The organism is Acinetobacter sp. ANC 4862 (assembly GCF_004336635.1).
In the GTDB taxonomy this organism is placed as follows: Bacteria; Pseudomonadota; Gammaproteobacteria; order Pseudomonadales; family Moraxellaceae; genus Acinetobacter.
On record NZ_SJXH01000019.1, the window covers coordinates 1 to 16,037 of the forward strand.

11 protein-coding genes and 2 pseudogenes are annotated in these 16,037 nt (G+C 40.3%); 6 read left to right on the top strand and 7 right to left on the bottom strand.

Translation table 11 applies throughout. The features are described 5' to 3' along the window. Positions 1-242 precede the first annotated feature (242 nt). Both E0409_RS09485 and ygfZ read left to right on the top strand, forming a co-directional pair. Entirely contained in the window at positions 243-2,396 is a 2,154-nt protein-coding gene (locus E0409_RS09485) for a multicopper oxidase family protein (RefSeq protein WP_131290074.1), read from the top strand. A 114-nt stretch (positions 2,397-2,510) separates the two neighbouring features. Next, positions 2,511-3,238, top strand: a pseudogene (ygfZ, locus tag E0409_RS09490) (CAF17-like 4Fe-4S cluster assembly/insertion protein YgfZ). A 54-nt stretch (positions 3,239-3,292) separates the two neighbouring features. Here ygfZ and E0409_RS09495 read toward each other — a convergent pair. Next, complete coding sequence (locus tag E0409_RS09495; RefSeq protein ID WP_131290079.1) at positions 3,293-3,544, bottom strand: hypothetical protein; 252 nt, start codon at positions 3,542-3,544, stop codon at positions 3,293-3,295. A 349-nt stretch (positions 3,545-3,893) separates the two neighbouring features. Here E0409_RS09495 and E0409_RS09500 point away from each other — a divergent pair, with 349 nt between their 5' ends. Next, a complete protein-coding gene (locus tag E0409_RS09500) occupies positions 3,894-4,700 on the top strand; it encodes a tetratricopeptide repeat protein (protein ID WP_131290082.1) in 807 nt (268 codons plus the stop codon). Between the two features lie 75 nt (positions 4,701-4,775). Here the strand turns inward: E0409_RS09500 and E0409_RS09505 are convergent, their stop codons facing one another. From E0409_RS09505 to E0409_RS09520, 4 genes and pseudogenes are all read right to left on the bottom strand, one after another. After that, a complete protein-coding gene (locus E0409_RS09505) occupies positions 4,776-5,702 on the bottom strand; it encodes an AEC family transporter (RefSeq protein WP_131290085.1) in 927 nt (308 codons plus the stop codon). A 92-nt stretch (positions 5,703-5,794) separates the two neighbouring features. Then, complete coding sequence (locus E0409_RS09510) at positions 5,795-6,904, bottom strand: NADH:flavin oxidoreductase/NADH oxidase (protein WP_131290089.1); 1,110 nt, start codon at positions 6,902-6,904, stop codon at positions 5,795-5,797. Between the two features lie 11 nt (positions 6,905-6,915). Beyond that, a pseudogene (locus E0409_RS09515) lies at positions 6,916-9,034 on the bottom strand (TonB-dependent receptor domain-containing protein). 20 nt (positions 9,035-9,054) lie between these two features. Then, positions 9,055-10,317: a carbohydrate porin gene (locus E0409_RS09520; RefSeq protein ID WP_131290092.1), complete on the bottom strand. Its 1,263-nt coding sequence runs from the start codon at positions 10,315-10,317 to the stop codon at positions 9,055-9,057. A 399-nt stretch (positions 10,318-10,716) separates the two neighbouring features. Here E0409_RS09520 and mutM point away from each other — a divergent pair, with 399 nt between their 5' ends. Both mutM and E0409_RS09530 read left to right on the top strand, forming a co-directional pair. Further along, positions 10,717-11,571: a bifunctional DNA-formamidopyrimidine glycosylase/DNA-(apurinic or apyrimidinic site) lyase gene (gene mutM, locus E0409_RS09525; protein WP_131290095.1), complete on the top strand. Its 855-nt coding sequence runs from the start codon at positions 10,717-10,719 to the stop codon at positions 11,569-11,571. Next, complete coding sequence (locus E0409_RS09530; protein ID WP_131290098.1) at positions 11,568-11,849, top strand: peptidylprolyl isomerase; 282 nt, start codon at positions 11,568-11,570, stop codon at positions 11,847-11,849. The genes mutM and E0409_RS09530 overlap by 4 nt, the downstream gene beginning before the upstream one ends. Before the next feature lie 91 nt (positions 11,850-11,940). Here E0409_RS09530 and mscL read toward each other — a convergent pair whose 3' ends face one another. Continuing rightward, positions 11,941-12,372: a large conductance mechanosensitive channel protein MscL gene (gene mscL, locus E0409_RS09535; RefSeq protein WP_131290101.1), complete on the bottom strand. Its 432-nt coding sequence runs from the start codon at positions 12,370-12,372 to the stop codon at positions 11,941-11,943. A 219-nt stretch (positions 12,373-12,591) separates the two neighbouring features. Beyond that, a complete protein-coding gene (typA, locus tag E0409_RS09540; RefSeq protein ID WP_131290103.1) occupies positions 12,592-14,430 on the bottom strand; it encodes a translational GTPase TypA in 1,839 nt (612 codons plus the stop codon). Between the two features lie 173 nt (positions 14,431-14,603). On the opposite strand from typA, the gene E0409_RS09545 reads away from it, so the two are divergent. Next, entirely contained in the window at positions 14,604-15,974 is a 1,371-nt protein-coding gene (locus E0409_RS09545) for a uracil-xanthine permease family protein (RefSeq protein WP_131290106.1), read from the top strand. Positions 15,975-16,037: the final 63 nt, after the last annotated feature.

Genomic DNA, 16,037 nt, shown 5'->3' on the forward strand with positions numbered 1-16,037 from the left:
ATATTTTGAATTTTATAATTTGAAACGACCTCATTCGAGTCTGGACAAAATGACTCCAGATGAGTTTTACTATGACCAGCTACCACAACAAAATAAGGTAGCTTAACTAGAGCAGAGTATCACTTATAAATAAGCTTTTAGTTGTTCAAACATGTGGGACCACCTCTTAAAAAACGCAAAATAATTAAAATATTATTCAAAAAAATATTCCAAGTACAAAAAAAAGATAAAGGTGAACTAAAATGTTACAGATAACCATTATTGGAGTCATAGCTGCGGTGATAGCAGCATTGGTATTGAGTTGGAATGGAGCTAAAAGTCCCTCTAATCCCCCACACCCCTCCAATCCTTCACATCCATCCAACCCATCACATCCATCCAACCCACCTAAACCTCATCCCGTTCCCACAACATCAGACAGCTTGATTAGCAACCCACCCCTGTTACAGAAAAATGCCAAGGGCAAATATGAACTGATCGTGGCCTATAAAACCAACAAGATCTACAATCCGAGAAATGGAACATGGGATCAACTGTTCCTAAGAGGTTATTTAACCAAAGCCAGTTTATTTGATAAGAAGAAAGCTGGAGAGCCTGTAGAAGACCAACTGGTCGGCCCACAAATTCGGGTCAAACAAGGTGAAACGGTTGCACTTAATCTGAATAACCAGCTTCCGCCTGAGTCAGCAGCAACCTGTCCAGACAAAGTTGATAATGTTAACAGGCCACATTGCTTTAACACCACCAACCTGCATACCCATGGTTTTTGGGTCAGTCCTCAAGGCAATAGTGATAATGTTTTCCTGAAATTCAAGCCTCATGAAAAATTTGATTATCAGTTCAAAATGGAACCAAATCATCCAGCGGGTACTTATTGGTATCACGCCCATCTGCATGGCTCAACAGCTATTCAGGTATCTAGTGCTATGGCAGGCCCATTGATTGTAGAAGGCTCACGAAAACCAAAAGTGAAAAATGGTAAAATCACTGAAACTGGAGATATGGACATTCTATGGAAAGAAAAAAACAGCTATCCAAATGAAAATATCCTGCTGTTCCAGCAAATTCAATATAGATGCTCTAACCCTGACCCTGAGGTCACATTTCCTGCTCCCAACAATTGCGAAGGTTTAGGCGTAGGCATGCTGGAAGATTATACAGGTCTTTCTAACGGTGGCTCCTGGACCGGCCAGAATTACTACACCTCCATCAATGGTAAGGTTTTAGGAGAGATGAAAGTTGAACAGAATGTATTTAATCGCTGGCGTATGATTCATGGCGGTATTCGCGATACCATTGGTTTAATGATTAAAGAAATCCCAAACTCCAGCAAATTTACTGCTGAAGATACGATTAAAACCTGCTTAGAATATCAGGAAGCAAACAAAAAACCTGAATTTGATAAGCTAAACAGCTTGGCTGTGCATACCATTGCACAAGATGGCTTAACCATGAGTTATGTACAAAACAGAAAACTGTCCGTTTTCCATCCAGGTTATCGTCAAGATGCAATGGTTGCCTTCCCAACGACCAATAGATACTGCATTTATGACACCAAATTAAATGTGGATGATGAAATTAATGCGCCATTACCGACGGGTCAAATTACACCTCAAATCGCTCCGACCCACCGTTTAAATGCTCAACTGCTTGGATGGGTCAATGTAAAAGCAAGCAAGTCAAAAGCACAGACACCTGCCCAGTTCCTGCAAGTTCAGGCTCAGAAAATTGGTTTAAGCAAAGACATTCAGACTCAGTTATCTCAGCTTAATCTTGCTGCTTTTACTGATCACGCATCACTGATGACTCCAGAAATTGATCAGGTGGTTGCTTCCAGACCAAAACAGTACAGTGCATTTGTGCTGGCTAATGTGAACGGTGCCTTTAAATTTGGCTTCCGCCATCAAAAGGATGGAGAAACACTGAGTTTCGGAGATAAATTTGATGGAGATGGATCAGTGGGTAAAGATGGTGAGCGTGAATTTGTCCGTCAGTTACAAATTGGACAAACTGATGAATGGGAACTGACCAGCGCTGGTTTTGGCGGCCATCCTTTCCATATTCATGTTAATCCTTTCCAGATTGTTAAAATTTTAGATCCTAGAGGCAATGATGTCAGTGAGGCAGTACTACAACAAGATCCAGAAAATCCGGTTGATCCAACTCTAGACGATGTGCAATATCGTGGTATGAAAGGACAATTTAAGGACACACTTTTTGTAAAACAAAACTATACCTATATAGTTCGAAGCCATTACAAGAAGTTTGAAGGTGATTTCGTACAACATTGTCATATCCTCGATCATGAAGATCAGGGCATGATGGAAACGGTGCGGGTCTGTGGAGGCAAGTTCCCTTGTGATTCGCCTTTACCCACAGGCGCTCATCACCACTAAATAACAGTTCTCTAAAAGCCAATGATCTCGATTGTTGGCTTTTTTATTTGCCTCTGTTTAGTGCTTGCTGCACAATAGCTTGATTGATTTGTGGTATTGAAACTGAGGCCAAGCATGACAACGTCTACTGCTTTTACATCATTCACTTTAAATGGTGTAGATGCGCAAAAATTCCTTCAAGGTCAAGTGACTTTAAATACCGAAGCCTTAGCGGAAAACCTGACTCGCTATACAGCAATCTGTAGTTTAAAAGGTCGTATTCAGTTTGGTTTATGGCTAAAAAAAATCAATCCGGAAAGTTTTGAAATTGTGACTACTCAAGATCAGGCCGAAGAATTTTCCAAACACATTAAAAAGTTTGGTGCATTTTCGAAAATGAAACTGGAAGAAGGTAGTCAAGTTTTTCCTACGCTAAATGGCGATACTACGGATTTTTCTACCACTGAAACCGATATTGCAGCTTGGCAACTTCAAGCGATTGAAGCAGGTCAGGCTTGGATTGAAGCTGCAACTTCACAAGAATTCCAACCGCAAGAACTTCGTTTGCATCAGCGTGAAGGCGTGCATTACGACAAAGGTTGTTATTTGGGTCAGGAAATTATTGCGCGTCTTTGGTTTAAAGCCAAACCAAAACACTGGTTGCATCTGGTTCAAGGCACAGGTGAAACTCCTGCTGTTGCAAGCAAATTGAGCAATGATGTAGAAGTGGTGAATAGCATTGCTATTGATGGTGATTATAAAGCACTTGTTGTTGCAAAACCTGCGGCACTGGAAGAACTTGGTTTACAGGTTTTAGATTTACCAGAAGCTTTAAATGGTGATGTATAGCACGTCCGCAATAATATTCAAGTTTAGAAACATCATTAAAAAGCCTCCAAAATCGGAGGCTTTTTTAATCATAAATTAAAATCGTGAAAAAGTTTGTTCATGTCTTTAATGACATACTCTTTAAAATGGAATGCACGCGCATGTTTTGCATCAATACGCGCAGTCTTTCCCTCATGTTCAAAGATATAAACACGGTCTTCTTTGCTCACCAAAAAGTTTTTGCCTAATCTCATCAACAATGCATCAAATTTGTCTTCATCCGGAATGCTTTCATCCCGATTAATCTGATCATATGCCCGTTTAATACCTTTGATGAACATTCATATACTCACAATTTTATTCAGCCGAGATTTAAACAAACATTGACGAAAAAGCAAAGTGAAGTTGCTTTCTCGATGCCCTTTTATGTCATGAAATTTCACTTTAACTAAAATTTTAACTATAGAAAAACAATTCATGTTAAAACCGATAAGCACTTAAGGCTGATTTAAGCTGCTCACTATTTACTTAAGCACTTATTATGCAAATATCAACAAAATTTTATTGCAATACACAAATCATATATTTACATTCACATAATTAAACTTATGATGTTGTATTGAGTCTTCCACATACATTCTTAAACACATAAATGGAATTATGTGCATGTTTATAAAAAGGTTTTAAAATATGAAAAAAATTATACTTGCCAGCATCATCACCTTATCTTCACATCTTGCAATCGCAGAAATGGCAACCAGCTCGGTTGATCCTGCATTTGCCAAAATTGAAGCATTGGTCAAAGCCAACAATATGAAGGACGCATACCAGGAACTGGAAAAATTAGCCAAAGCGGGTAATCCTCAAGCCATTTATAATTTAGGCTACCTGACTCAAACTGGTCAAGGTACAGCCAAAGATGAGAAAAAAGCCATTAAGCTGTACGAAGAGGCTGCAAGCAAAGGTTATCCTGTTGCCAACTATGTATTGGGTAAAAACTACATAGGAGGAACATTAGGTCTTAAACAAGACACTAAAAAAGCCAAACAGTATTTAGAAAAAGCATCTGCCCAAGGGTTTGCTGATGCGACTGTCGATTTAGCCGTGTTACTTTTTGCTGAAGGCACACCTGCTTCAGATAAATTGGCATTGCAAAAATTAGATCCTTTAATTAAAAAAGATAACTATCAAGCGATTCATGCCAAAGCCTTATATGACATTAGTCTGGGTTTTAAAAATAAAAATGAAGCTCCGATTAAACAAGGTTTAAAAAGCATTCAAGACTTAGCACAAAAAGGCTATATTCCTGCCTTGATGGCGGTGGGCAATATGTTCGCGAATGGCAACATTGTTCCGCAAAACCTGCCTGAAGCGAAAAAGATTTTCTCTACCCTGGCAAAAGAAAATATACCGCAAGCCAAGGAATCTTTAGCAGTTGTGGACAAAATGATTGCTGAACAAGCGAAAAACCCAGCAAAAGCTGCAAAGAAAAGCTAAATTTTCTCCAATAAAAAAGCCCCTAAATTAGGGGCTTTTTTATGAGTTTGATAAATATTACAGATATTTAAAAAATCAAGCCCACCACACACTAATTAAAATACTGGTCACCACAAAGCCTAAAATTGTACTCATCAGTAATGGCGTTAAGGTTTTTTCATTCAATCCATAGGCCTGGCCTAACATTCCAAAAATGGTCGGCATCGGTAAGGCCGCAATAATTGTCCCAGCATAGACCATTTCCTGACTAACATCAGTTAAATACGTTAAGCCTAAAAACATCAGTAAAGGCATGATCAAGTTACTGGAAATTACCAGATACCAGCTCTGCACATTTACATATTTTAAGGTTAGGCCAACAATGCCGCCGCCAATGGAAAATAACGCCAGAGGTGATGCAGTTTGTCCCAACAGTAACAAGACCTGATCTAACCGTTCAGGAATATGTATCTGAAAAACAGCACAAGTAATCCCCAGCATGACCCCCATAAACAATGGATTTTTTAATAAGGTCAATAATGTACTTTTAACAATGACTGCAACATTTGCCTTTTGCCGGGTACCCAATTCTGCCAAAATCAAAACCGCGGGAATAAGCAGGACACTTTCAATAATCACCACTAAAGAGGTGTAAGTCATTGCCCGATGTCCCATCAGCAAAGACAACACTGCTGTACCAATGAGTCCGGTATTGGACATCGCAGCGCCTAAGGACAAAACCGATGACTGAGAGTAATTGTTTTTGAAATACTGCGAAACAATGAAAAATGCTGAAATATATAAAATGAAAGTCACACCGGTATAAATAAAGAAATATTCCGGATACCAGATTTCACCTAAATCTTTTGAGGCCAAAGACTGGAAGAATAAAGCAGGTAACGCGATTTTAATGACAAAAGCACCGATCGCATTGACTTGCTCTTTGGTTAAAAGTTGCAGTTTTACGGACAAATAACCTAAAGCCAATAGAAAAAAGATAGGTACAATGACCGCGAAGACCATATTAAAAATGTCCTGTAAAAATGAACGATCAACGAAATATATGAACCTTGGTGCTCATATAAACGTTGATGGCGGTTGTAAAATTGATGTAATTAAAAGGCTTTAAACAGCTCTTTCAGCCCATGTGGCTGACAGCGCAAATACTGTGGCGCAATTTCGATATTCGCACCCAATGCTGCCGCAGCATGCCAAGGCCAACGTGGTTCATAAAGCATGGCACGAGCCAGAGCAATTGCATCGGCTTGCTCGGATTTTAAAATATTTTCAGCTTGCTGGGCTTCTGTAATCATTCCCACTGCAATCACTGGAATGTGAACCACTTTCTTTACTGCTTCAGCAAAAGGCACCTGATAATTGGCACCAATTTTAATCTTTTGCTTCGCATGCAAACCACCACTTGAAACATGGATATACACTGCACCCAACTGCTCTAAAGCTTTTGATAGACCAACAGAAGATTCAACATTCCAACTGTCTTGTCCATCCATCCAGTCGGTTGCAGAAATACGCATTCCAATTGGATAATCATGAGGTACAGCATTTTTGATCGCCTGAAAAACTTCAAGGGTTAAACGAATACGATTTTCAAAACTGCCCCCATATTCGTCGGTACGCTTGTTCGATAGTGGCGACATAAATTGATGCAGTAAATAACCATGTGCTGCATGCACTTCAATTAAATCAAAACCTGCATCCACGGCGCGAACAGCTGCCTCAGCAAAATCCTGAATCACTTTTTGAATTTCATCTTGACTCAGCGCATGCGGTGGGTGATCAGTTGGGTTAAATGGCAGATCACTGGCAGAAACAGTTTGCCAGCCATGTGCTTCTTCCGGCTTAAATTGATCTCTTCCATTCCAGGGTTTGTCGGTAGAGGCTTTACGACCCGCATGTGCCAATTGCACAGCAAAAGGCATAGGCGAAAGTGTCTTTATTTTTTTCAGTAATGTCTTGATCTGATCACGCTGTGCATCATTCCAAAGCCCTAAATCTGCATAACTGATACGACCTTCAGACTGTACCGCTGTCGCTTCGACAATGCATAAACCCGCACCAGATAATGCGTAATTCGCCCATTGCTGTTCGTGCCAATACGTCACTTCGCCCTGTTCAGTTGCTGAATACTGGCACATTGGTGCAATGATAATTTTATTGCTGAGTTTTAATGTTCCAAACTGAATCGATTCAAATAATAAAGACACACTTTCTCTCCTTAAAATGCTTTAGTGACACTTAAACCTGCGCTCCAGTTCACACCATCTGCAGGTTCAAAGAAACGACCATTACCATCATTGACAATTACAGAGCCTACATAATCTTCATCAAAGAGATTATCGACTCGGGCAAAAGTACGCACTTTCCAGTCTGCATTTTTCCAGACATACCCGACATTGGCACTAGTTAAAGTATAGCTTGGCGCTGCATCAGAATTGATGTCATCGACATATAATTTATCAATATAGCGAACACCCATTCCGGCATTAAAGCCCGTTTCAGGCTGCCATGCCAAAGCCACAAAAGCCTGATTTTTAGCGACACCGGGAATATAATTTCCTTTCACCACCACTTTTGCAGGGTCAGTATTAAGAATATCTGAATCGAACGTAGCATCGATAAAGCTATAACTGGCTTGAGCAGTCAGATCACGCCATAGGTTTTTATTCCATGACAGTTCTAGCCCTTTGCGTAAAGTTTTATCGGCATTACGATAAGTCGCACGACCATTTTCAGTTCCAGCAGAAACAATGTCATCGTGGGTATTGCTCTTGAAAATTGCGGCAGTGAAATTTCCTAGCTGATTTTGACTTTTTAAACCCAGTTCATAATTATCACTATTTGCAGGTTTTAAATCAAAATTCATTCCGTCATTTTTCGAATAAGCCATTTCTGTAAAAGTGGGTGTTTCAAAACCTTTGGCGTAACTTGCATAGACATTGAGCTGATCATTAATTTTCCAAGTTAAAGCGGCTGATGGTAAAATTCTGTCATAATCCGTTTTCCCACTGTCATCACCATTTCCAACAACAATATAATGATCTTTAGATTCATAATGCACATTGCTATAACGCAGACCAGTATCTAAGGTCCAATTGGGTAAAAAATCCCAAGATGCTTGGACATATGGATCTAAATTCCACAGCGTATTTTTTTCATCACGGCGTATATCGCCTTTTAAGCCGAATTGATTATTGGCATTAAAATTTTCATAACCTTGACGGTCTTCATCCATATAGTCAAAGGCCACTCCAGCAGTGAACCGGGTATTGGGCAATAAATCTTTGCCTGTCCAGCGCAGGTCGGTACCGTAATAATCACGGCTAAAATCAATCACCCCGCCTGCATGACGTGGATTATTTTGAGGCGCTTGAGGAATCGATTGATATTGTGTGACTTCACGATGTCCCAGATAGGCCATCGTATTAATTTCATACCGATCATTAATCGGTTTCGACCAAGTTAAACCGGTTTGGGTCTGATTAATCTCTTTACGCACATCATAAATATTTGCCGCATCATTGACTTGTTTAGGATTTTCTTTCCATTGCGCTCGGGTCAAACCCTGAGGATCATCGGCATTAATATCCACATGATTCACAATCCAGTTCAGTTTGGAACCATCATCCAAGTTCCACGTCAGTTTAGCATTGCTGAGAACTTTACGTGCCGCACTGTGTTCACGGTAACCATCAGTATCGAAATAAGATGAACTGATGACATAACTCGGTTCACTGGCTTGATCTGCCCCGCCTTGCAAGACAATATCCGCACGACCTTTGTTATTACTCCCCCCCCGAGTAGCCTAACTGGATAGAATCACGCCCTTCACCCTCTTTAGTGGTGGTTAAAATCGTACCGCCAGAAGAGTTACCGTAAAGTGATGAAAATGGTCCACCCAAGACTTCAATATGATCCAGACTTCCTAGATCAATATTTGAAGTCTGCCCCTGTCCATCAGGCATCGTTGCCGGAATACCGTCAACATATAAACGTATGCCCCGTACACCAAAAGTAGAACGTGCACCAAAGCCACGCATGGAAATCTGTAAATCCTGTGCGTAATTTTCACGGTTATTCAGTTGTAAGCCCGGCACACCTTTTAAGGTTTCAGATAAATTGCCCCCTAGATTATTTTCATTGTTATTTTGATCGATTCGATACACTGAAGCCGGTGTTTGCAACCAGTCTGTATCCGTACGTGTGGCTTCAATTTTTAAGGTAGGCAACAAAACAGGTTCCGTAGAACCTGTTTCAGCATAGAGGTGTTGGCAGATACACGCCGTCAGGCAAAGTAAAGTCATCTTGATAGGCATCACGTGATATTTACCTTGCATAGGCTGTTCTCTATTTTATATTAGAATAATACTTTAGAGCTTAAACCAAGTACCAAGGCATCGTCTACGTTATTTGTAGCGCCTGGGTTAATCACATATTGAATATTCGGACGAAGCATTAACCATTTGGTTGGGTAATAGCTATAGTTCAATTCAACATTGTATTCAGCACTGGCATTAAATGCGGCATTATTGATACGGTCATTCACATGCACACGGTTTACACCCAGACCTAGAATGTCATTCGGTTGAGAATCCAGTAAACCAATATATTTCACACCGATTTGTTGTGAATTATCAACTTTATTGGTGGTACGGTCATGCCAGGTGAAATTGGCAAAGCTATGCAAACCCTGTTTACCTGAACCTGTCGAAGTCAATTGCTGTTCCACAGCCAACCAGCCAGCATAAGTACGATCTTCACCCACTGTACCTTTTGCATATGCGACATCATATTGATTCTTAGCTTCATCGGCCGTGTTGTATATACCACCTACACGGTAGCTGCCAGGTAAGCCATTCACAAATGATTTTGGCTGCCATACTACTTCTACAGGAATGGTTACCCCATCGGCATTGTCGGTATTCAGGTTCCAGCCATGACGCTCCAAAGCATTTTCAGGGTTGTATTCATACACACCCACTTGAGTAAACACTTCAGGAGTTACCTGATATTTCACACGACCACCCCATTGTGAAACAGGCGTGTTCATCCAGATATTCCCTTGCCATTTCCCCATTTGTGCGGCACAAAATGCGGTACTTTGGAAATCACACGCCATTACGTTAAAGTCCATACCCAGACCTAAACGACCCACTTTGACACTTACACCCTGTGCTTTGAAATTCTTTTCAATCGACAATTCACTTAAACGTGTTTTTTGGTTACCACGACCAAAGTTCGCTTGAACATTGGCAAGTTGCGGCACCTCACCCTGTAAATCATCAAGTGTGATACTTTGCCCTTGACGTGCACTCACCGCAGCACGAATCGTCACGCCATCCCAACCGGCAAGTTTTTCCATATCGAAAGTCGAACCTAACCACAATTGGCTTGCTACAGTCGGATCATTCCCCCCATCACGACCACCATCGGCTAAATAGGCAGCATCAGCAGCAATATTGGCATCAAATTTCACCCCTTGCCCAGCAAGTTCAGTACGTTTACCGTTCCAGTCCCCCAATAAATATTGACCATTTGGATCAAAAGCATTTTCAGCGTGAGTGTGTGTCATGGCAACCAACAGCAAGGTGGGTAATAAAGCTAGACTAAATTTTTTCATAAGGAAAATCACAGCAAGGTTCGAGAGAGTACAATTCAAATAAATTGTATATATTGTGTGAAAATTACATAATTTTCAGGCATTAATCTCATCAATTTTTTTATCATATAAAAAATAAAAAGTTATATATAAAGTAAAACAAATAACAATTAGTTTAATTCAAATTAAATATATTAATATTTTTCAATATATTAACTACAAATATTAAATTTAAAAAAATAATTACCACCGTGGAAAATGGCATTTCAAATTAGACCAATTGGTATATTTTCAACCAATCCTAAAGATAGATATCTATAGTTAAATCACAAATTTTACCCACGACCCTTTAAAATAAAAACTTGCATTCACTCCCTTGCAACCCGATATTAGCTTTATCTACTCACACTAGAATCCAACATGCCCGAATTACCAGAAGTTGAAACCACCAAAACCAGTTTATTGCCTTTAATTGACCAAAAAGTGATTTCTGTTCAAGTCCGTGAATCCCGTTTACGTTGGCCTATTCCTGACGATATTGAAAAACTGACAGGGCAAAAATTATTAAAACTCACCCGACGTTCTAAATATATTTTGGCGGAGTTTGAGCACGACAGTATGTTATGGCATTTAGGCATGTCGGGCAGTTTTCGTCTTTGTGATGCCAGCACAGAATTGCGCAAGCATGATCATTTGATTATTCAGTTTGAAGATATAGAATTGCGTTATCACGATCCGCGTCGTTTCGGCTGTATTTTATGGTTAGATTCCAACTCACAAAGTAAGCTGATTGACACTTTAGGACCAGAACCCCTAAGCGAAGCCTTCAATGCAGAATATTTAGCGGAAAAATTTAAAAAGAAAAATGTCGGTGCCAAAGTAGCCATTATGGATAATCATATTGTGGTCGGTGTTGGAAATATCTATGCCACTGAAAGCCTGTTCAATTTAGGCATTCACCCTGCTCAGCCTGCATCAAGTTTGACCCGTGATCAAATTGAAAAGTTCGTGATTGAAGTTAAACGGATTTTAAAACAAGCCATTGATTTAGGTGGCTCTACCCTGCGTGACTATAGTAATGCGATGGGTGAAAATGGTTATTTCCAGCAAACCCTGTTGGCTTATGGTCGTGCTGGCGAGATGTGCGTAAACTGTGAAACCACTTTGGAAAATTTAAAGCTTGGACAACGTGCCAGTGTATTTTGTCCACAGTGTCAGCCTTTAAAAAAAGTTAAAATAGCGAGCAAGACTCCATCTAAAGGGAATAAAGCATGAAATCTGCCATTGTCCGTCATATTTTAGTCAAAGATAAAGAACTGGCTGAACAGCTGAAAAAGAAAATTAAAGCTGGTGCAGATTTTGCGAAAATTGCCAAACAGCATTCCACCTGTCCATCCGGTAAAAAAGGCGGTGAACTCGGTGATATTAAAAAAGGACAGCTTGTAGGTCCGATTGATAAAGCGGTATTTACGTTGGCTGAACGTGAACTGCATGGTCCGATCAAAAGTCAGTTTGGTTGGCATTTATTGGAAATTAAGTTCCGGATGGATTAGTAATCTTTGTTGCTCCTTCCTCCTTTTAGGAGAGGGAATAAATAAGGTATAAAAAACGGCGCATTTAGCGCCGTTTTTTATTTACTTGAAATTACAGGGGTGGACGTTTTTTCAATTCATCACGAATTTCACGTAATAATGCAACATCTTCAGGAGTCGCTGCTGGAGCTGCTTCTTCAGTTTTACGGATACGGTTTAATACTTTAACCATTAAGAACACAACCCACGCTAAAATCAGGAAGTTTAAGAGTACGGTTAAAAAGTTACCGTAAGTCAGTACGTTTACACCCGCCTTAGTTAAAGCATCTAAAGATTGTAAATTATCGGGGTTCTTTCCTAATACAAAGAATTTCTGTGTGAAATCCACGCCACCACCGGTGATCACAGTGATTAAAGGCATAATAATGTCTTTAACCAATGAATCAATGATTTTACCGAAAGCGCCACCAATGATGACACCAATTGCTAAATCCATCATATTGCCTTTAATGGCAAATTCTTTAAATTCTTGAATAATACTCATATCTTTTCTCCAGTTTATCTTTAAAGCATTCTTTATTAATATATTTTGAGAACTGTCTGATCCGGTAATGCATTTATAACAGCTCATAATTCCCTTTAATTTACTCGGAATTATGTATGTTGAATATATTGGATTGCTAATTGTAAACAAAAAAAAATGCTATCAACGAATTGATAGCATTTTTTCAATCATTTAAATCAGTTCAAACTGATTAAATCATTATTTACCAGAACGGTTACGTTTACGTTCGTTCTCAGTCAAGTAACGCTTACGGATACGAATTGACTTAGGAGTTACTTCAACTAATTCATCATCTTCAATGAATTCAAGTGCTTGTTCAAGCGTATATTCTACAGCAGGAACTAGAGTTAACGCTTCATCAGTACCAGATGCACGTACGTTTGTTAACTGTTTCGCTTTAGTTGGGTTAACTGTCATGTCGTCAGAACGTGAGTTAATACCAATGATCATACCTTCGTAAACTTCTAACTGAGGTTTAGCGAATAGACGACCACGATCTTGCAGTGTGAACAACGCATAGCCAAGGCAAGTACCTTGAACCATAGAAATCAACACACCGTTTTGACGTTTCGCAACAGTACCTTGTTTCATTGGACCGTAATGCGAGAAGCTAGACGTCATGATACCCGTACCAGAAGTCATGGTCAGGAATTCAGAACGGAAACCAATCAAACCACGTGAAGGAACAGTTGCTTCAATACGGATACGGCCTTTACCGTCAACTTCCATATTGGTCATTTCGCCTTTACGGTGACCCATTTGTTCCATTACAGCGCCTTGGTGCTGTTCTTCAACGTCAAATGTTACGTTTTCATACGGTTCTTGTTTTACACCGTCAACTTCTTTCAAGATTACTTGCGGACGAGATACACCCATCTCGAAGCCTTCACGACGCATGTTTTCAATAAGAACTGAAAGGTGAAGTTCACCACGACCAGAAACTTTGAAACGGTCTGGAGAATCAGTATCTTCAACACGTAATGCTACGTTATGAATCAATTCGCGGTCTAGACGTTCACGAATGTTACGTGAAGTTACGAATTTACCTTCTTTACCAGCAAACGGTGAGTTGTTTACCTGGAATGTCATCGTTACTGTAGGTTCGTCTACAGACAATGGCGGTAAAGCTTCAACAGCTTTTGGATCACAAATGGTGTCAGAAATGTTAAGTGCATCGATACCTGTTACACAAACGATGTCACCAGCATTTGCTTCTTCAACATCAACGCGATCTAGACCATGGTAACCCATGATTTTTAAGATACGACCGTTACGTGTTTTACCGTCTTTGTCGATCACAGTAACAGGCGTGTTTAATTTCACAGAACCACGTTGAATACGACCAACACCGATAACACCTACGAAGCTGTTATAGTCAAGTGAAGACACTTGCATTTGGAATGGACCATCAACGTCAACTGCTGGTGGTTCAACGATGTCTACGATTGTTTGGAACAATGGAGTCATGTCGTCAGCAAGTTCTTCTGGAGAAGGACCAGCAACACCACGAAGACCAGATGCATAAACAATTGGGAAGTCTAACTGTTCGTCAGTACCACCAAGGTTGTCGAACAAGTCGAATACTTGGTCAATTACCCAATCAGGACGCGCGCTTGGCTTGTCAACTTTATTGATAATCACGATTGGTTTCAAACCACGTGCGAACGCTTTTTGCGTTACGAAACGAGTTTGTGGCATTGGACCTTCTTGTGAATCGACAAGAAGCAATACACAGTCAACCATCGACATTACACGTTCAACTTCACCACCGAAGTCGGCGTGTCCCGGGGTGTCCACGATGTTAATGCGGTATTCAGTGTTTGTACGAGCATCAGTCCATTTAATTGCAGTGTTTTTTGCAAGAATGGTAATACCACGTTCAGACTCGATAGCGCCCGAATCCATGACACGTTCGATCTCGCCCGCGCGATCGCCAAGAGCACCTGATTGCTGTAAAAGTTTGTCTACAAGAGTCGTTTTACCATGATCGACGTGCGCAATAATGGCAATGTTACGGAGAGTTTTAATATCTGACATGTATAATTCGATACGTATTAAATTTGAGGGCAAATTATACAGAAAAATACAAAGTTTTAGTAGTGACAGTTCATTCACAGTTACAAGTTTTTTTGACAAATCACTCTTTTTTTCATTTGTAATGTCCTGTAACTCGATTAGAATAACGGCAAATTGCTGCTGTACCTTCTTACATGTCTGATTTAAATAACTCTCCCGAGCAACAAGAGCGCCTTGATTTGGTCTATGGATTGAACGATCGCCCTCAACCCTTCATCGCTTTTTTAGCTGCACTGCAACATTTACTTGCAATTATTGTCCCGATTGTCACGCCTGGTTTGCTGATCTGTTTAGCTCTCGGTGTTTCAAAACAAGACACCAACATGATTCTTTCAATGTCATTGGTGATCTCGGGTATTGCCACCTTTCTACAATGTAAAAAAGTCGGTCCTTTTGGTGCAGGCTTGCTGATTGTTCAAGGCACTAGCTTCAACTTTATTGGTCCAATTATTGGTATTGGTTCAGCAATGGTCGCTGTGGGCACCCCTGTTGAAGCGGTAATGGCCTCTATTTTTGGGGTGGTGATTGCAGGTTCATTTATTGAAATGGGTGTTTCACGCATTTTACCGTGGATCAAAAAACTGATTACACCATTGGTTACGGGGATTGTCGTACTGCTGATTGGTTTAACCTTAATTAAAGAAGGTTTAATCAGTATGGGCGGCGGTTATCAGGCCATGAGCGATAAAACTTTCGCTAACGCTGATAACTTGATCATGTCATGTACCGTACTGGCGATCATTATTATTTTGAATCGTATACGTATTACCTGGGTAAAAAGCTCGGCGATTCTGATTGCCTTAATTATTGGCTATACGCTTGCTGGTTTTATGGGACATCTGGATTTCTCCGGCTTGAAAGATGCACCGATTGTTCAGATTCCAACCCCAATGCACTTTGGTTTAAGTTTCTCTTGGAGCTTATTTATTCCAATGGCCTTTATTTACCTGGTGACTTCTTTAGAAGCGATTGGTGATATCACTGCAACTTCCAAGATTTCAAACCAACCGGTAGATGGTCCGAAATGGATGGAACGTATTAAAGGTGGTGTACTTGTAAATGGTGCGAATTCATTCTTAGCGGGTATTTTTAACACTTTCCCAAGTTCTGTATTTGCACAAAATAACGGTGTGATTCAACTGACTGGTGTTGCCAGCCGTTATGTAGGCATCTGGATTGCCGCATTATTGGTGATCCTTGGCTTGCTTCCTGCAGTTGCCGGCGTCATTCAAGCAGTACCTCAAGCCGTTCTGGGTGGTGCTGTTATGGTGATGTTCGGTGCTGTTGCAGCTTCGGGAATTAACATCCTTTCAGGGGTGCAATTAGACCGTCGTGCATTATTGATTATTGCAATCTCACTTGCACTGGGTTTAGGTGTTGCACAAGTGCCACAAATTCTTGAACACCTCCCTGAATTATTCCGTAACATCTTCAGTTCTGGTGTTGCGACTGGTGGTATTGCAGCATTGTTATTAAATATTATTCTTCCTGAATCGAAGAAATAATTTCATTTCAGCATCAATTCTGCCCAGCATTGTCTGGGCAGAGTTTTTCAATGGCGAGATAAA